The 16,881-nt window shown below is 63.0% G+C and carries 15 protein-coding genes; 8 read left to right on the plus strand and 7 right to left on the minus strand.

Going from position 1 to position 16,881, the window contains the following annotated elements; genetic code table 11:
* Positions 1-90: 90 nt before the first annotated feature.
* Together I6L40_RS03300 and dtd are read left to right on the plus strand one after the other, a co-directional pair.
* Complete coding sequence (locus tag I6L40_RS03300; protein WP_041209731.1) at positions 91-963, plus strand: virulence factor BrkB family protein; 873 nt, start codon at positions 91-93, stop codon at positions 961-963.
* A 92-nt stretch (positions 964-1,055) separates the two neighbouring features.
* Entirely contained in the window at positions 1,056-1,493 is a 438-nt protein-coding gene (dtd, locus tag I6L40_RS03305) for a D-aminoacyl-tRNA deacylase (RefSeq protein WP_216994993.1), read from the plus strand.
* Here dtd and I6L40_RS03310 read toward each other — a convergent pair.
* Positions 1,482-2,162 carry a spermidine synthase gene (locus I6L40_RS03310; RefSeq protein ID WP_216995407.1) on the minus strand — a complete coding sequence of 227 codons (681 nt, stop codon included), beginning with the start codon at positions 2,160-2,162 and terminating at the stop codon, positions 1,482-1,484. The genes dtd and I6L40_RS03310 overlap by 12 nt on opposite strands.
* A 170-nt stretch (positions 2,163-2,332) precedes the next feature.
* On the opposite strand from I6L40_RS03310, the gene I6L40_RS03315 reads away from it, so the two are divergent.
* Positions 2,333-3,241, plus strand: a complete 909-nt coding sequence (locus tag I6L40_RS03315) for a bifunctional GNAT family N-acetyltransferase/hotdog fold thioesterase (RefSeq protein WP_201931148.1) — start codon at positions 2,333-2,335, stop codon at positions 3,239-3,241.
* Positions 3,242-3,294: 53 nt separating this feature from the next.
* Here I6L40_RS03315 and I6L40_RS03320 read toward each other — a convergent pair whose 3' ends face one another.
* From I6L40_RS03320 to gntU, 4 genes are all read right to left on the minus strand, one after another.
* On the minus strand, positions 3,295-5,382 hold the full coding sequence (locus I6L40_RS03320) for an AsmA-like C-terminal region-containing protein (protein WP_216994994.1): 2,088 nt from the start codon (positions 5,380-5,382) through the stop codon (positions 3,295-3,297).
* Positions 5,383-5,440: 58 nt separating this feature from the next.
* The gene (recG, locus tag I6L40_RS03325; protein ID WP_071914008.1) at positions 5,441-7,510 is read right to left on the minus strand and encodes an ATP-dependent DNA helicase RecG; all 2,070 of its coding nucleotides are present in this window, start codon (positions 7,508-7,510) and stop codon (positions 5,441-5,443) included.
* A 189-nt stretch (positions 7,511-7,699) separates the two neighbouring features.
* Positions 7,700-9,049 carry a CDP-diacylglycerol--serine O-phosphatidyltransferase gene (gene pssA / locus I6L40_RS03330; RefSeq protein ID WP_216994995.1) on the minus strand — a complete coding sequence of 450 codons (1,350 nt, stop codon included), beginning with the start codon at positions 9,047-9,049 and terminating at the stop codon, positions 7,700-7,702.
* A 150-nt stretch (positions 9,050-9,199) separates the two neighbouring features.
* Entirely contained in the window at positions 9,200-10,540 is a 1,341-nt protein-coding gene (gene gntU, locus I6L40_RS03335) for a gluconate transporter (protein WP_019445052.1), read from the minus strand.
* A gap of 245 nt (positions 10,541-10,785) precedes the next feature.
* Here gntU and I6L40_RS03340 point away from each other — a divergent pair, with 245 nt between their 5' ends.
* The 4 genes from I6L40_RS03340 (at position 10,786) to I6L40_RS03355 (ending at position 14,572) form a co-directional block, all read left to right on the plus strand.
* The gene (locus I6L40_RS03340; RefSeq protein ID WP_005340649.1) at positions 10,786-11,295 is read left to right on the plus strand and encodes a gluconokinase; all 510 of its coding nucleotides are present in this window, start codon (positions 10,786-10,788) and stop codon (positions 11,293-11,295) included.
* Complete coding sequence (edd, locus tag I6L40_RS03345; RefSeq protein WP_216994996.1) at positions 11,292-13,088, plus strand: phosphogluconate dehydratase; 1,797 nt, start codon at positions 11,292-11,294, stop codon at positions 13,086-13,088. Before I6L40_RS03340 ends, edd begins: the two co-directional genes overlap by 4 nt.
* A gap of 9 nt (positions 13,089-13,097) precedes the next feature.
* A complete protein-coding gene (locus I6L40_RS03350) occupies positions 13,098-13,739 on the plus strand; it encodes a bifunctional 4-hydroxy-2-oxoglutarate aldolase/2-dehydro-3-deoxy-phosphogluconate aldolase (protein ID WP_216994997.1) in 642 nt (213 codons plus the stop codon).
* Between the two features lie 140 nt (positions 13,740-13,879).
* Positions 13,880-14,572: an AraC family transcriptional regulator gene (locus I6L40_RS03355; RefSeq protein WP_216994998.1), complete on the plus strand. Its 693-nt coding sequence runs from the start codon at positions 13,880-13,882 to the stop codon at positions 14,570-14,572.
* Here I6L40_RS03355 and I6L40_RS03360 read toward each other — a convergent pair.
* A complete protein-coding gene (locus I6L40_RS03360) occupies positions 14,561-14,950 on the minus strand; it encodes a nuclear transport factor 2 family protein (RefSeq protein ID WP_216994999.1) in 390 nt (129 codons plus the stop codon). The two genes, I6L40_RS03355 and I6L40_RS03360, sit on opposite strands and share 12 nt — an antisense overlap.
* A gap of 113 nt (positions 14,951-15,063) precedes the next feature.
* A complete protein-coding gene (locus tag I6L40_RS03365; protein WP_033115604.1) occupies positions 15,064-16,071 on the minus strand; it encodes a substrate-binding domain-containing protein in 1,008 nt (335 codons plus the stop codon).
* An 88-nt stretch (positions 16,072-16,159) separates the two neighbouring features.
* Here I6L40_RS03365 and I6L40_RS03370 point away from each other — a divergent pair, with 88 nt between their 5' ends.
* Positions 16,160-16,810 (plus strand): Qnr family pentapeptide repeat protein, encoded by a 651-nt coding sequence (locus tag I6L40_RS03370; RefSeq protein ID WP_071914016.1) that lies wholly within the window; start codon positions 16,160-16,162, stop codon positions 16,808-16,810.
* The last annotated feature ends 71 nt before the right edge of the window (positions 16,811-16,881 follow it).

The following is a 16,881-nucleotide window of genomic DNA, read 5'->3' on the forward strand; positions in this document are numbered from 1 at the left end:
GGGGAGATGGGGGCAAATCGGGTTCAAAGGTGGTCAAACAGCGCTCTCCTCTGACACAATATTGCCACTATGACGCTAACGAGAATCAAGATGCAGCAGCCTGTCAGCGGCCGTTTGGCCCACGCCCTCTCCTTCTTGCGCCATGATGGTCGCCACTTTGCCCAGTTTGTCTGGGGCCGTTTCCAGCAGGACAGATTGACGGTGACCGCCGGCTATCTGGCCTATGTCACCCTGCTTTCACTGGTGCCGATGATCGCCGTGGTCTTTGGCATGATGTCCGCCTTCCCGGTGTTCCAGAGTCTCAAGCAGGCGATGGAGCAGTTCGTCTACCACAACTTTGTACCGACGGCGGGAGAGGTGCTCAAGGAGTACATCGACGGTTTCGTTGCCAATGCCACCAACACCACTGCGGTGGGGATCGGGGCACTGGTGGTGGTGGCGCTGATGCTGATCTCCGCCATCGACAAGAACCTCAACTACATCTGGCGTTCGACTCAGGGCCGCCCACTGGCGCAGGCGTTTGCCATGTACTGGATGATCCTCACCCTGGGGCCCGTGCTTATCGGGGCCAGTATCGCCATCTCCTCCTACATCTTCTCGCTGCGGCTGTTTGGCGCCGAGAGCCTGTTCGGCATCGGCTATCTGCTGCTGCGAGGCTTGCCGTTCCTCTTCTCGGTGCTTACCTTCCTGCTGGTCTATACCGTGGTACCGAACTGCAAGGTGCGGCTGGCCCACGCCTTTATCGGCGCGCTGGTAGCGGCGACCCTGTTCGAGCTGGCCAAGCGCGGTTTTGCCATCTACATCACCAGCTTCCCCTCCTATCAGGCCATCTACGGCGCGCTGGCTACCATCCCGATCCTGTTTGTCTGGGTCTATTTGAGTTGGCTGGTGGTGCTGCTTGGTGCGGAGACTACCGCCTGCCTCGGCGAGTACGAGAAGCCGGCGAGCGAGGAGCTGGGCTAAGCCATCGCCTTGGCCACCGGTTTATTGGTAGCATCGACGACCGCCCCTGCAATCGAGCCGGGGCGGTCGTTCTGTTTTGAGAGGAGAGGGATGTGATTGCACTGATTCAGCGGGTCTCCGAGGCCAGCGTGACTGTCGAGGGGGAGGTGACCGGCGCCATCGGTCAGGGGCTGCTGGTACTGCTCGGGGTGGAGCAGGGGGATGACGAGGCCAAGGCCGACAAGCTGCTGCACAAGGTGAGCGGCTATCGGGTCTTCTCCGACGAGAATGGCAAGATGAACCTCAATGTCAGCCAGATCGGTGGCAGCCTGCTGGTGGTCTCCCAATTTACCCTGGCGGCCGATACCAAGAGCGGGATGCGCCCCAGCTTCTCCTGCGGTGCTCACCCGAGCGAGGCCGAGCGGCTCTATGACTATTTCGTGGCGAAGGCTGCTGCCAGCGGCATCCCGACCGCAACCGGGCGTTTTGCCGCCGACATGAAGGTGGCGCTGCTCAACGACGGCCCGGTTACCTTCTGGCTACAGGTCTGAGGATGCCTGATCCCGCGGTATGACGTGGACGATCACGTTGATGAGCCCTGCGACCGGATAGGGGGTGGCCGGGCCAATCCACTGTTCTATCAGTGTCAGGGCGTGGGTTAGCTCCAGTTCGGTGCGTGGCAACAGGTTGATGACCAGAGTGCCGCAGAGGCGGGGAGCCAGCGCCCGGTAGAGCCGCTCCTGAAACAGCAGCAGCGGGTTGCCATCCTGACTGAAGAGATCGAGCAGGATGAGGTCGTACTGCTGCTCGCTCTGCTCCAGAAAGGCGAGGGCATCGGCTTGATGGAGTGCCGGCGCGGCGCGTTCATCGCTCTCCTGATGCAGGAAAAACTGCTGATAAACGGTCAGCACCTCTTCGTCGAGATCGACGCACTCGTGGCGTGCATCGGGCCAGCGCTGACTCAGATGGCGGGTGAGATCGCCGCCACCCAGCCCCAGTTCGAGGATCTGCCCGGCCTGTTCCGGCAGCAGGCAGGCGATGACCTGCTGATGGGGCAGACAGAGGGCGGCGGGGTCGGCGAGCGACATGGCGGATTGCACCACGCCGTCTATCTCCAGCCAGCGGTGCTGGTTGTTTTCCTGCACGGTGAGGCGGCGCTGGGGTTTGACGCTGAGGTGCAACAAGTGGTCGGCTTGGTACGCTTGCAGATTGAAGTCCATGAATTTGCACGGCAAGATGGTTTCCGACCAGTGTAACTCAAGGATCGATCTATGTACCGGGTGGTCACCCCCCAAACGGCAGCCGAGCCGGGTACTTACTGCAAGCTGCGCTGGAAACGTCTGTGTAAGCCCTTCCATCTGCCAGTCGGCGCAAACTCAAGGATGAAACTATGTATCGGGTAGTCACCCCTCAGACAGCCGCCGAGCTGGATGCCTATTACCAGTTGCGCTGGGAACTTCTGCGTAAACCCTTCAATCTGCCCGTCGGTTCCGAGCGGGACGAATACGACACCGTTGCCATTCACCGGCTGATGCTGGCACCCGATGGCACCCCCATCGCGGTGGGGCGCCTCTTTATCGGCGGCGACGAGGCGCAGATCCGCTTTATGGCGCTGCGTCCCGAATATCGCGGGCAAGGGCTTGGCGCCCGAATGGTGGAGGATCTCGAGCAGCTGGCCCGCAGCGAGAAGGTGAAACGGCTGGTGATGAACGCCCGTCAGGAGGCGGTGGAGTTCTATCGCAAGTGCGGTTTTCTCGAAGTGGGGGGCGGCCCCGTCTCCTTCGGCCGTATTCCCCATCGCCAGATGATCAAATCCCTGAGCCCGTTGCAGACCATTCAGTACCGCCCGGAGTGGTGTCAGGATCTCACCACCCGCTGGTCGCGCGGGGTGCCCATCAGCGAGAAGATGGGGATGCACATCAGCCACTACGATGGCCAGACCTTCCACCTCAAGGCCAATCTGGCTGCCAACCTCAACGTGCACGGCAGCATGTTTGCCGGCAGTGTCTACAGCCAGTGTGTGCTGGCGGGTTGGGGGCTGATCTGGCTGCAACTTAAAGAAGAGGGGCTGGTGGGCGAACCTGTGCTGGCCGAGAGCACCATCAAATATCATGGCCCGGTCGATGAGGAGCCGGAGGCGCGGGTGGCTCGCGAGGGGATGCCCGCCGTGCTGCAGCCGCTCAAACGGGGCGAGCCTGCGACTTTCAGCCTCAAGATCCAGCTGTTCAGTGGCAGCAAGCTGGCGGCGGAGTTCCTCGGTCACTACGTGGTGCAGCCGGTCAAGCGGCCGGGCCATTAACGGCGCGCTTCGCCACAAAACAAACAAGGCCTCATTATGAGGCCTTGTTTGTTTTACCCTTGCTGGCTGTTGGTCGCCTGCCCGGTTTGGGCTTGGGCTTTTGGCGCCGGAGCCGGTCGCCAGAGCGGCGCGCTGTTGCCCTGCGGCGGGTAGCGCACCCCGGTCTCCCAGCCGCAGCCATCCGGCTTCTGCTTGAAATCCCAGCTCAGAGTAGGCGCGGTGAGCGGGCCGCGCCACTGGCCGATAAGCTCGGCGCAGCGGTTGCCGTTGAGCACTCCCAGATCGAGTTGCCACTGCTCCTTGACCAGATCGATACCGCCCTGCGCACCCAGCAGGTGAGTGATGGTGGAGGCGCCAGCCTGTTCGAGCTGTAGCTGCCCCTTGTCGATCTTGCCCTGCAGCCTGACGCGGTAGAAGGGGGTATCGCCACCCTGCATCGCCTGCCACAGCTGATCCGGATTGAGCGCCGGCGCCGTTGCCTGCTTGAACCACTGATCCAGCAGCGGGTCTATCTTCACCTTGTCCCAGAAGGGTTCGTTGGCGTCGAGGGCGAAACTGCCCTGCAGGGTGCTGCGCCACTCACCCGGTGCGCTGCCGTGCTCCGCCAGCAGGTCGGCACTCAGCTCTGCCTTGCCGGAGAAGGAGACAGGGGAGCCGAACATCTTGCCCCACTGCTCCAGATCGAGCTTGGTCGCCTTCAACTGCAGGGTGCTGCTCTGGCCCGGTTCGCGCGCCCATTGGCCACTCATGCTGAGGCTGCCCTCATCCGGCAGCGAGCTGGTGAGCTTGCCCAGTTGCCAGGAGCTGGGGGTCAGCTCGCCATCCAGTTCACCGTTGCGGGCGCTGAGGCCATCCCATACCAGCTCGAACCACTTGCTCTCGATACGGGCACGGCCCAGCAGCGGGCCGGGCTGATTGCCACGCAGGGCGAGATCGCTCAGGTAGAGCTGCCAGCCGGTCAGCGACAGAGGGATTGAATCGTCGAAGGAGAGCACCTTGAGCTTGTCGAACGCCAGCTTGCGGATATCCACCTGCTGCGGGCGCCAGCCCTGCCAATCCTGCCACCAACCCTGCGGCAGGCTGATATCCATGCCGCTCAGCGCCACGTCTTTCAGGGTCAGCTTCTGCTGCTGGGTATCGAGGGAGAGCTCGACATTGAACTCCCCTTCATAGGCTTTGCCCTGCAGTTCGCCGTCGAGCTGCTGGGGTGAGAAGGCGAGCTTGCCCTTGATCCCCTCCAGCTGGAACAGGCCGCGGCCCATGTCGCCCAGGGTGCCGCTCAGATAGCCGGTGGGCTGGTTGCCCGCCTGCCAGTTGAAGGCGGTGAGCTGGCCACTGAAGTTGTTGAAGGAGAGCTCCTGCTCGATGGAGTTGATGCTCACCTGGTCGAACTGGCCGCGATCCAGCGACACCTGCCGCAGCGGGAATTGGTGCTGTGCCAGATCCCCCAGCTCGACCCGCATGCCGCGCGCCTTGAGATCGTGCAGTTCTAGGGTTCGTGCCGGCCAGTCGAGCACCATGCCGCTCTCCAGCAGGCCGTCAAACAGGTTGGTCACCAGCTTGTCGCTGCGCAGTACCTCTCCCTCCAGCCGCCCTTTCAGGCTGAGACGGGCGAAGGTGAACTGTGGTGTCTCCAGCTGGCCGATGTTGAGGGTCAGGTTGGCTTGTGGCTGGCGTTTCGGATCGATCAGATCCCAGTCGCTCAGGGTGGCGTTGAGGCCGCGCAGGGTCAGCCCGTCGCTCTCAAGGCTTAGCCTGTCTATGGTGCTGTCACCGATGGAGAGGGAGTGCACCGGCAGGCTGGGCAGCTGGTTGGGCAGCGGCAGCTTGATGGCGGGGCGAATGAGGTCGAGATGGGCGATCCGCACATCGCGGCTCAGCCAGTCGATGCTCTCTATCTCCAGATAGATCTTGTCGAGGGAGACGGCATCGCCGTAGCGCACCTGATCCGCCAGCAGGGTGTAGGGGTGGAGCGGGTTGAATACCAGTCGCCCTATGGTGACCGGTACGCCGGTCTGCTGGCTGATCCAGCTGGCGATGGGGCCTTTGGCTCGCTCGGCGTCGAACAGACCGAGGGCAACCCAGACAAAGAGCAGCAGGAAGGCAAAGGTGTAGAGCAGGCCGCGTAGCCAGGAATTCATAAGTGCTTTCCTCCTGTATTGGTTGAGTGATCAGGTGTTGGCAGCGTGATTCCGCAGGTCAGGCATTGGAATAGTGATCCCGTAAGCCAAGCCAGCGCCGTATCAAGGGTTCGACATGACTCGGATGCCTATCCATGAGGAAGCGCGCCATCTTCTGTACCTGTGGAATAAGCGGCTGATCCCGCACCAGATCGGCGATCTTGAGATCGGCCAGACCGGTCTGGCGGGTGCCGAGCAGTTCCCCCGGGCCGCGCAGTTCCAGATCGCGCTGAGCGATGAGGAAGCCATCGTTGGTCTCACGCAGCACCCCGAGCCGGCTCTGGGCCGTTTTGGACAAGGGGGCATGATAGAGCAGCACGCAGTGCGAGGCTACCGCTCCGCGTCCGACCCGGCCGCGCAGCTGGTGCAGCTGCGCCAGCCCGAGCCGTTCCGGGTTCTCGATGATCATCAGGCTGGCGTTGGGCACATCCACCCCCACCTCGATGACGGTGGTGGCGACCAGCAGTTGCAGTATGCCTGCCTTGAACTCCTCCATCACCCGCTGTTTCTCGACCGGGCGCATCCGGCCATGTACCAGCCCGATGTGCAGGCCGGGCAGCAGGTTCTGCAGCTCGGCGGCGGTATCCTCGGCGGCCTGACACTCCAGCACCTCCGACTCCTCGATCAGGGTGCATACCCAGTAGGCCTGCTTGCCCTCGGTGCAGGCGAGTTTGACCCGCTCGATCACGTCGCCGCGACGGCTGTCGGGCAGCGCTACCGTGGTGATGGGGGTTCGGCCTGGCGGCAGCTCGTCGATGACCGAGGTGTCGAGGTCGGCATAGGCGGTCATCGCCAGGGTGCGGGGGATGGGGGTAGCGGTCATGATGAGCTGATGGGGATGCACCCCCTCCCGCTCCCCTTTCTCGCGCAGGGCGAGGCGCTGATGAACCCCGAATCTGTGCTGTTCATCGATGATGACCAGCGCCAGACGCTGGAACACCACCTGCTCCTGAAAGATGGCGTGGGTGCCCACCACCATCTTGACGCTGCCATCGGCGATGGCGGCCAGCGCCTCTTCCCGCGCCTTGCCTTTCTGCTTGCCGGCCAGCCAGCCGACTCCGATGCCGAGCGGCTCCAGCCACTTGGCGAAGTTGATGGCGTGCTGTTCCGCCAGCAGCTCGGTCGGCGCCATCAAGCCCACCTGACAGCCGTTGCCGATGGCCTGCAGGGCGGCCAGCGCTGCGACCAGGGTCTTGCCGGAGCCTACGTCACCCTGCACCAGCCGCATCATGGGGTGACTCTGTTGCAGATCCTTGCTTATCTCGGCCACCACCCGGCTCTGGGCGCCGGTGGGCTTGAACGGCAGGGCGCCGAGCAGCTGTTCAACCAGCTCGGGAGCCGGTTTGAGGGCGCGGGCCAGCTGGGTTTGTGCCTGAGCGCGCACCTTGAGTACCGAGAGGTTGTGAGCCAGCAGCTCCTCCAGCACCAGCCGCTGCTGGGCCGGATGTTGACCGCTTTCGAGCAGCGGCAGCGCCACCGAGGGGGGTGGACGATGCAGCAGCTTCAGAGCAGCGGCCAGCTCAATCTGGTGGGGATAGAGGCCGGCGGGCAGCAGCTCCTCGACGCCATAAAGGTCGAGCTGGGCCAGCGCCTGATCGGTGAGGTTGCGCAGGGTGAGCTGGCGCAGCCCTTCGGTAGTCGGGTAGACGGGGGTGAGCGCCTCTTCGGTCTGGCCGGCTTGCTCCTCGCCGAGCAGCTTGTACTCGGGGTGGGCCATCTCCAGCCCGTATTTGCCGGGGCGCACCTCGCCAAAGCAGCGGATCAGGCGGCCCGTCGCCAGACTGTTCTTCTGGGCGGCGGTGAAGTTGAAGAAGCGCAGGGTGAGGGTGCCGGTGCCATCGCTGATACGGCAGACCAGCATGCGACGGCGCCCCATCACCAGCTGAGTGTCCTGGATCTCCCCCTCAACGGCGCCGTGCAGGCCGGGCGGCAGATCGCCGATGGGCCACACCTGGGTGCGGTCCTCGTAGCGCAGGGGGAGGTGGAACAGCAGGTCCTGTACCGTGGCCAGACCCAGCCGCTCGAGCTTCTCCTGCATCTTGCTGCCGACACCCTTGAGGCTGTCGAGAGGAATTTTATCCAATTTCATCAATTAGATGCCCGAAAACACTGTAAATATGTCCAGATGATAGGGGTTGTTGAGGGGCCGATGCAAGCCGAGTTGCTGCTGGCTGGGTCGCCAACGCGGGGGAGATGGCGGATATAACAAAGGCCTGCCGAAAACGGGAGGCCTTGGTCTGATTGCCGTTGGGCTGGGTGGGCGCTGCGCGCCCCTGGGTCAGATGATCCGCTTGAGCAGCAGATGGGCCTTGACCCGGTGGATCCGTCCCAGCAGCTTGCGCACCTGCTCCGGGTAGTCGTGGATCTGCTCTACCTGATCGAAGTGGCTGATCCGCTTGGTGTTGGCCAGAATGTTCTCCCGCTCGGCATTGAACTGGGGACGCAGGTGGTGGCGACGATCGTGCACCAGCAGGCCGTTCTCCAGATCCAGCGCCCAGGCGCGCGGGTTGAGGTTGTTGCCGGTGAGCAGGGCCCACTCGTCATCCACGAAGATCCCCTTGAGATGGTAGGAGTTGCGCTCGCAACACCAGAGCATCAGGTTGAGGCGGCCATCATCGATGTGATGCTGGTTGCGCTCGGCAAACTTGCGCAGGTTGGTCTCGTAGAGATAGGGCAGGCCGCCGATGGTGGAGAACTTCTCCTCCGGCGGGATGAAGAAGTCGTTGGCGGTCTTGTCGCCCACCACAATCGTTACCTTGCAGCCGCGCTGCAGCAGATCCTCGATATCCTTGCTCAACTCCTTGGGCGGGTTGAAGTAAGGGGTACAGATGAAGATCTCCCGCTCGGTGGAGCGCACCAGATTGCGGATCATCTGGTTGAGCTGGTTGTTGCGCTTGCCCAGACCCGCCATCGGGGTAATGGCCACCTCCTGGGTGTTGACCGGCATGGTGGCGAAGCGGTACTGCCCCTGACGCAGGCTCAGCTTGAAGCGGCGGATCGGCCCTTTCAGCTGTTTGGCGCTGGGCACGTCGCTGCGATCCAGCCGCTGCACGGCGTCGCTCTTCACGAACAGGTCATCCACGTAGTTGACCATGCTGCGGGCCAGCTCCGGGCTGATGATCTGGTGATAGCGGTCGAAGCGGTAGCGATCCTGCTGGTGCAGGTAGATGTCGTTGAGGCTGGCACCGGAGTAGAGCACCGCATCGTCAAAGATGAAGCCCTTGAGGTGCAGCACGCCGAGCAGCTCGCGCCCCTTCACCGGTACGCCGTAGATTTCGATCTTGTGCTCGTAGCGGGCAGCAATCTCCTGATACATCAGGTGGTTGCCACCCTGCTTGCCCTTGCCGATCAGGCCGCGCTGGGCACGGTGGAAGTCGACGAACACCTTGACGTCGAGAGCCGGGTTGCGCTGCTTGGCCTCGTAGAGGGCGGTGAGGATCTCGCGACCCGCGTCGTCATCCTGCAGATAGAGCGCGACCAGATAGATGCGCTGGGTAGCACTGGCAATGAGTGCAAGAATGCGGCGCTTGAAATCCTTGGCGCTGTAGAGCACTTCAAACTGGTCTGCCGCGACGGCGATCTGGGGCAGGCGTGTCAGCAGTTGTCGATAATGGGCCGATGAATGCATAGAGAGACCTGAAATCACTGGGTTAAGCGTTCCACTCGGAGCGATGAATAGGCGATTCTAGCAATCTCGCCCTCTCAGCCAAAGAAAGAATCGTCAGAAAGATGAAAAAGGCCTCACAAGTGAGGCCTTTTTTGTGCGTATCGGCAGTGATCAGAGGAAGCTGTAAATGATCATCGCCATCACGCCGCCGGTGGTGCCGATGATGGTCTCCATCACGGTCCAGGTCTGCAGGGTCTGCTTCTCGGAGAGGCCGAGGTAGCGGTTGGCCAGCCAGAAACCGGAGTCGTTGACGTGGGAGAGCACGATGGCACCGCCGCCGATAGCGATGGTGACGGCAGCCAGCTGGGCACCGTTCAGGCCGAGCGGCTCCAGCATCGGCAGCACCAGACCACAGGCGGTCAGCATGGCGACGGTGGCGGAGCCCTGAATCACCCGTACCGCGGCGGCCAGAATGAAGGCCAGTGCGACGATGGGCAGACCGGAGTCGGCCAGCATGTTGCCAAGGGCGGCACCCACGCCGGAATCAACCAACACCTGCTTGAAGACGCCACCGGCACCTGTAACCAGAATGATGACGCCGGCCGGCTGGATGGCGCTGTTGCAGACGCTCATCACCTCGTCACGGGACATGCCGCGGCGAATACCCAGCAGATAGAAGGCGGCCAGACAGGCGACCATGATGGCGGTGAAGGGGTGACCGATGAACTCCAGCCAGTTGTGCAGGGTAGAGCCCGCCTCGACGAAGCGGCCGACGATGGTTTTGAGGCCGATCATCAGCAGCGGCAGGCCGATCAGACCCATGGCCAGCCCGAAGGAGGGCAGAGATTTGCTGTCATCGTGGACGCTGTTCTGGGCATCGGCAGGCAGCGGCACATCGACGATCTTGCTGATGAAGTCACCGAACAGCGGGCCAGCCAGGATCAGCGCCGGTACGGCGGCGATCAGGCCGAACAGGATCATGTAGCCGAAGTCGGCACCCAGCTGAGAAGCCACCAGGATCGGGCCCGGCGCCGGGATCAGGAAGGCCTGACAGGTGGCGATACCCGCCAGCAGGGCGATACCGATCTTCACCACACTGCCGCCGCCGCGACGGACAATGGCGAAGGCGACACCGATCAGCAGCACCACGGCCACGTCAAAGAAGAGCGGCAGGGCGCAGACAAAGCCGGTCAGGGCCATGGCCCAGTTGGCGCGCTTGACGCCGAACTTGCCGAGCAGGGTGTGAGCCACCCGGTCGAGAGCGCCGGTCACTTCCATCACCTTGCCAAACATGGCACCCAGCGCCACCACCACGGCGACGAAGCCGAGGGTGCCGCCCATCCCTTTCTGGATGGTGGCGGCGATGTCTGCCGGGTTCATGCCGGCGGCAAGACCGGCCACCATGGAGACCAGAATGAGGGAGACGACGGCGTGCAGACGAGCCTTCATCACCAGGAAGAGCAGCAGCACGATCGAGCCGGCGGCCGTCATGATCAGGGAGAGGTCAGACATTGTTATGCGTTCCTTAATCCAAGTTCGGTAGTGACACCCTGTCGATCCGTCGACAAACCATATCTTTATGATTTATTTAGATTTATGGCAAGGGCTCAACATCATATGCCCAGGTGACTATGGGTTTGCTCAGTCTGTGGCAGACTTCACATTTTTAATCGTTACCGGTAACATGTTACCGGTAACGTGCTAGATTAGAACCCATCAACAGCTGGTTTTTTGAAAAGTGGGACAGAGGTCAAATTATGGCGGGTAAGTGCATTATCGTGATGGGTGTATGTGGCAGCGGTAAATCCAGCGTGGGCCTCAAAGTGGCAGAAGCGCTGGGCGCCAAGTTCATCGATGGTGATGATCTCCACCCCAAGGCCAACATTCAGAAGATGGCTGGCGGCAACCCCCTCAACGATGAGGATCGCGCCCCCTGGTTGGAGCGGATCCGCGACGCCGCCTACAGTCTCGAGCAGAAGAACGAGACCGGCATCATCGTCTGTTCCGCCCTCAAGAAGAAGTACCGCGACCAGATCCGCGAAGGCAACGAGTCGGTCAGCTTCATCTTCCTCGACGGCAGCCAGCCGCTGATCCTCGAGCGGATGCGTGCCCGCAAGGGCCACTTCATGCGCGAAAGCATGGTACAAAGTCAGTTCGATACTCTGGAGCGCCCGGATGGCGAAGCCGGTGTATTCCACATCGATATCGACGGCACCTTCGAACAGGTGGTTGACCGCGCCGTCACAGCATTGGAGCAAGCCCAATGATTCATAAGGTAATTTCCGACGTCACTGCCCGCATTCGCGAGCGCAGTGCCGCCCGCCGTCAGGCCTTTATGGCCCGCATCCAGCGTCAGGCCGAGCAGGGCAAGACCCGCGCCGCATTGGCCTGCGGCAACCTGGCCCACGCCGTGGCCGCCTGCAGCAGTGACGAGAAGGGTCGCATCCTCGACATGACCCGCGCCAACGTCGGCATCGTCACCGCCTACAACGACATGCTGAGCGCCCATCAGCCCTATCAGGGCTATCCGGATATCATCAAGGGCGCGCTGGCCGAGCTTGGCCACAGTGCTCAGGTTGCTGGCGGCGTGCCCGCCATGTGCGACGGCGTGACCCAGGGTCAGCCGGGAATGGACATGTCCCTCTTCTCCCGCGACCTGATCGCTCAGGCAACCGCGCTGTCGCTCTCTCACAACACTTTCGATGCCACCCTGCTGCTCGGCATCTGCGACAAGATCGCCCCGGGCCAGATCATGGGGGCCCTCTCCCACGCCCATCTGCCGACGGCGTTTGTTCCTGCCGGCCCGATGGCGAGCGGTATCAGCAATGACGAGAAGGTGAAGGTTCGCCAGCAGTACGCCGCCGGTGAAGTGGGCCGCGACGCCCTGCTGCAGATGGAGTGCGGCGCCTACCACGCGGCGGGCACCTGCACCTTCTACGGCACTGCCAACACCAACCAGCTGGTGTTCGAGGCCATGGGCCTGATGCTGCCGGGCTCAGCTTTCGTCCACCCGCACAGCGAACTGCGCCATGCTCTGACCATTGAGGCGGCCCGCCGCATCAGCGCCATGATCCCGGGTTCCCCGGCCTATCGCCCGTTGAGCGAAGTGCTGGACGAGCGCTCGCTGGTCAACGGTCTGGTGGCCCTGCTCGCCTCCGGCGGCAGCACCAACCACAGCATCCACATGGTGGCGCTGGCTCGTGCGGCCGGTCTGGTGCTGACCTGGGATGACATCAGCGATCTCTCCGACGTGGTGCCGCTCTTGGTTCGCATGTACCCGAACGGCCCGGCCGACGTCAACGCCTTCGAACAGGCGGGCGGCGTGCCCGGCCTGATGCGCCGTCTGGCCGAAGAGGGGCTGATCCACATGGACGCCACTCCGGTCTTTGGCGAGATGCAGGATTACCTCAGCCGTCCGGCACTGGTTGATGGCCAGCTGGTATGGCAGCAGGTCGGCGAGAGCGGCGATGCGAGCGTGCTGTCGCCTTCCGGTAGCCGATTCCAGGCCACCGGCGGCACCAAGCTGCTGGCAGGCAATCTGGGCCGCGCCGTGGTCAAGGTCTCCGCCGTGGCTCCCGAGTATCGGGTGATTGAAGCGCCAGCGCGGGTCTTCTCCTCCCAGCATGCGGTGGAAGCGGCCTACAAGGCGGGCGATCTCAATCAGGACGCCGTGATCGTGGTGCGCCACAATGGCCCGGCCGCCAACGGCATGCCGGAGCTGCACAAGCTGATGCCGGTGCTCGGCAACCTGCAGAAGGCGGGTTACAAGGTGGCGCTGGTCACCGACGGCCGTCTCTCCGGTGCTTCCGGCAAGATCCCGGCCGCCATCCACGTCACCCCGGAAGCGCTGCACGGCGGGGCCATCGGCCTGCTTGCCGATGGCGATCTGCTGCGGGTTGACGCGGTAAACGGCAGCCTCGACTGCCTGACCGATTTGAGTGGCCGTACCCAGGCCGAGATTGACCTCACTCCGGAACAAGAGGGGTGGGGCCGTGAACTGTTCAGCGTGATGCGTCGCGCGGTATCGAGCGCCGAGTGTGGCGCCACCATCTTTGACTAAGGAAGAGCTATGCAGAACTGGAAAGTGACCCCGGCCGAGGTGTTTGCCGCCTCCCCGCTGGTACCCGTGATGGTTATCAACGAGCTGGATCAGGCCCTGCCGATGGCCAAGGCGCTGCTCGACGGCGGCATCTCTGTCTTCGAAATCACCCTGCGCACCCCGGTGGCGCTCGATGCCATCGCCCTCATCGCCAAGGCGATGCCGGATGCCATGGTCGGTGCCGGTACCGTGCTCAACTGCGAGCAGTTTGACGCCGCCGTTGCTGCCGGTGCCCGCTTCGTCATCTCCCCGGGGATGACCCCGGGTCTGCTGGCTCACGCCGCCAAGAGCACTGCACCGCTGATCCCGGGCGTGGCTACTCCGTCTGAAGTGATGCAGGCGCTGGAAGCGGGCTACGACCACCTGAAGTTCTTCCCGGCCGAAGCGAACGGCGGCACCAAGGCGCTCTCTGCCATTGCCGCGCCGCTGCCCCAAGTGAAGTTCTGCCCGACCGGCGGTATCGGCCCGAAAAACGTGGCCGACTATCTGGCACTCAAGTGCGTGGCCACCGTCGGCGGCTCCTGGATGCTGCCGGCCGATGCGGTCAAGAGCGGTAACTGGGAAGAGGTGACTCGCCTCTCCCGCGAAGCGGTTGAATTGGTTAAACGCTAAGCACAAGTCGTGTAGATAAATCGAACAGGCCACCCTCGGGTGGCCTGCTTCTTTTGGCCATTCTGACGGCGGAAAAGCCATTTACAGGGGGCCGTCTGCTCCCTTATGGTCGTGGTCGGTTTCTTATCCGGCTGGCCGATATGTCCTTTCTCCATCGCTCCTGCCCGCAAGGGCACTTCACTCCGCTGCACAGCCATCCGCAGGCCCAGTATTGCTACATGCACGACGGTGGCGGCGTTATCACCGGCGGTGCTGCCAGCGAGTTGCTGGTTGCCGGCCAGCTCTGCTTTATTCCGGCGGGCTGGGAGCACGAATTTCGCGTGCTGCGCCACTCTCGCCTCTCGCTTGTCTATACCCCATCGTCCGTATCAGCCCCTTTTGGTCTGCGCCAGGTGACACCGCTGCTGGCCGGCCTCTTTGCCCGCCTCGGCGAGCTGGGGGAGGGGGCCGAGCGGGAGGCCTATCTGACGGTGATTGGCGACGAGTTGGCGCGAGCTGCCCCGCAAGCGGCCCAGCCTGCGCTGGCGGCCAACCTCGACCCGCGCCTGCTGCGGGTGCTGGAGCGCTTCTGTCAGGCGCCCTCCATCAACACCACGCTTGCCGAGCTGGCCATGGATTGCGGCGCTTCGCTGCGCACCCTCAACCGGCTTTTCCTCCAGCAGCTGGGCTGTACCTTCCGCCAGTGGCGCGAGCAGGTGGTGATGGGGCGGGCCCGCCAGTTGCAGTATCAGGGGTTCACATCGGCGCAGATTGCCGACCTGCTCGGTTACGAAGACCCCGCCGCCTTCTCCCGCGCGCTCCAGCGTTTCGCCCGGCGCGACTCAGCGTCGTGAACCTATGTCGGCATCCTGCTCGCTGCCGCTCAACAGGCAGGTCACCTCGTCGGTTTGGCAGATCTTGCCGTCGCGAAAGGTGAAGAGACCGCTCACCTTGCAGACCAGCGGGGCGTCATCGTGGCGGGTGGCTCGTACCACATGGGTCGAGTGCACCCTGTCCCCTTGCGCGATGGTGGCGACAAACTCGATGGTGGCTTCGGCCAGATGATCTCTGAGCGCCGCGATGTGCTGGCGAAAGGCGGCGTAGTCGAGCTGCTCGCCGTTCACCTGCTGGCAGTAATCCGGGGTGAACCACTGGTCGAGCTCGGCCAGGGTAAAGCGGGGATCGCAGACAACGCGCTGCAGGCAGGCTTGCAATCGTTCGGTGTTGTTCATCTTCTGCTCCTGACATGTGGCTGGAATGCCGGGCCAGCATAGAGCAGAGGATGGTGAGAAGTGGTGGCAGGATGCGCCATCATGACGGGCCAACGCGCCATGATGGCAAGGGATCAGCCGAGGCTTTCCCCCTCATAGAGGGTGAAGCCCATATCCTTGCGGCTCTCGGCTGGCGGTTTGCCGCCGAGGCGGGCGAGCAGCATGGTGGCCGCTTCGCGGCCGATCTCTTCGCGGGGGGTGACGATACTGGCCAGCTTGGGGGTCATTGCATGACCGATGTCGAGGGCGTTGCTACCGGCGATGGCAATCTGTTGCGGCACCGGGATCCAGCGGCTCTGACACTGCAGCAGGGCGCCGACGGCCAGGTCATCGTTGGTGCAGAAGATGCCGTCGAGGTCGGGGTAGCGCGCCAGCGCCTGATCGAGCAGTTCTCCGCCGAGGGTAAAGGTGGAGGATTGCTCGGTCAGCAGGTGCTGGCCGGTGAGGCCGAAGTCCTGCATCGCCTGATAGTAGCCCTCCATCCGCAGCTGGGTCCGCACGTCGAGACGGGCGCCGAGATAGACCACCTGACGTCGGCCCCGGCGCAGCATCTCTGATACCATGGCCCGGGCGGCCGCCTTGTGATCCATGCCGACCACCATGTCGATGGGGTCGGGGGGGAGATCCATGGTCTCCACCACCGGAATGCCGGCAGTGGCGATCATCTTGCGGGTGCGCTCGGTGTGGCGGCTGTCGGAGAGGATCAGGCCATCCACGTTGTAGGAGAGCAGCGAGGCGATCTGCTCCTCCTCCCGCTCCGGGCTGTAGCCGTAGTGGGCGAGCAGGGTCTGGTAGCCCGCCGGTCGGGTCACCGCTTCGATGCCGTGGATCACCGCCGAGAAGACCTGGTTGGAGAGGGAAGGGATCAGGATACCGATCGCCCTGCTGGTCGCGTTGGAGAGAATGTCCGGCGCCCGGTTGGGGATATAGCCCAGCTCCTCCACCGCCGCGGCGATCCGCTCGCGGGTGCCCTCGGCTACGGTCTGCGGATCGCGCAGATAGCGGCTGACGGTCATCTTGGTGACCCCGGTCAGGTCGGCGATATCCTGCAGGGTGGGGCGGCGCTTGCGAGTGGGGCTCATGACGGTATCCAGGATGAATGTTACTTGTAACATTACCGTTTTTGGCGGCGAAAGTCAGCATATGAAACCGTAAAGAGGCAGATTTCCGATGGTAAAAGGCAAGCAGTTCGCACAGGTGCGTTTCACGCAGGAGGAGGTGGAGGGGGAGCACTTCTCGGAGTGTCGTTTTATCGGCTGTGACTTCTCCTGGCTCGATCTTGGCGAGAGCCGCTTCGTCGATTGCAGCTTCTACGATCGGGAGAGCGAGCAGAGCTGTCTGATGCAGGGTTGCGATCTGCGTGAGGCGAGCTTTCTGCGCTGCGATCTCACCATGGTCGATTGCAGTCGCAGCCAGTGTCTGGGGCTGGAGCTGCGCGACTGTCAGGCGGTAGGCATCAACTTTGCCCACGCCAGCTTTGCCAACCGGATCACCGCCAAAAGCTACTTCTGCGAGGCGCACCTGACCGGTAACAACTTCAGCTATGCCAGTTTCGAAGGCTGCCTGCTGGAGAAGTGCGAGCTCAGTGGCAACCGCTGGCAGGGGGCCAACCTGTTCGGCGCCTCGCTGGCAGGGTCTGACCTCAGTGGTTCCGAGTTTGGCCAGATCGACTGGAGCAGCTTCAGCCTGCAGGGTTGCGACCTGCGCCAGTGCGATCTGCCGGGGCTGGATCTGCGCCGGATCGATCTGCAGGGGGTGATGATTAACGAGGATCAGCAGCAGACACTGCTGGAGCAGGTCGGTTTGATCGTCTTCCCCTGAGCTGACTGAAAAATATGTAATTTTTCACCAAAGAGGGGAGGAGCTTTTTCCCCTTGATTGACAAAAGCCTG

It is taken from the genome of Aeromonas sp. FDAARGOS 1410 (genome assembly GCF_019048745.1).
Classification (GTDB): Bacteria; Pseudomonadota; Gammaproteobacteria; order Enterobacterales; family Aeromonadaceae; genus Aeromonas; species Aeromonas jandaei.

Coding starts and splice junctions, on each gene's coding strand:
- I6L40_RS03300 (WP_041209731.1), top strand. CDS start 91: ATGCAGCAGCCTGTCAGCGGCCGTTTGGCCCACGCCCTCTCCTTCTTG.
- I6L40_RS03310 (WP_216995407.1), bottom strand. CDS start 2,162: ATGGACTTCAATCTGCAAGCGTACCAAGCCGACCACTTGTTGCACCTC.
- I6L40_RS03315 (WP_201931148.1), top strand. CDS start 2,333: ATGTATCGGGTAGTCACCCCTCAGACAGCCGCCGAGCTGGATGCCTAT.
- I6L40_RS03320 (WP_216994994.1), bottom strand. CDS start 5,382: ATGAATTCCTGGCTACGCGGCCTGCTCTACACCTTTGCCTTCCTGCTG.
- recG (WP_071914008.1), bottom strand. CDS start 7,510: ATGAAATTGGATAAAATTCCTCTCGACAGCCTCAAGGGTGTCGGCAGC.
- pssA (WP_216994995.1), bottom strand. CDS start 9,049: ATGCATTCATCGGCCCATTATCGACAACTGCTGACACGCCTGCCCCAG.
- gntU (WP_019445052.1), bottom strand. CDS start 10,540: ATGTCTGACCTCTCCCTGATCATGACGGCCGCCGGCTCGATCGTGCTG.
- I6L40_RS03340 (WP_005340649.1), top strand. CDS start 10,786: ATGGCGGGTAAGTGCATTATCGTGATGGGTGTATGTGGCAGCGGTAAA.
- edd (WP_216994996.1), top strand. CDS start 11,292: ATGATTCATAAGGTAATTTCCGACGTCACTGCCCGCATTCGCGAGCGC.
- I6L40_RS03350 (WP_216994997.1), top strand. CDS start 13,098: ATGCAGAACTGGAAAGTGACCCCGGCCGAGGTGTTTGCCGCCTCCCCG.
- I6L40_RS03355 (WP_216994998.1), top strand. CDS start 13,880: ATGTCCTTTCTCCATCGCTCCTGCCCGCAAGGGCACTTCACTCCGCTG.
- I6L40_RS03360 (WP_216994999.1), bottom strand. CDS start 14,950: ATGAACAACACCGAACGATTGCAAGCCTGCCTGCAGCGCGTTGTCTGC.
- I6L40_RS03365 (WP_033115604.1), bottom strand. CDS start 16,071: ATGAGCCCCACTCGCAAGCGCCGCCCCACCCTGCAGGATATCGCCGAC.
- I6L40_RS03370 (WP_071914016.1), top strand. CDS start 16,160: ATGGTAAAAGGCAAGCAGTTCGCACAGGTGCGTTTCACGCAGGAGGAG.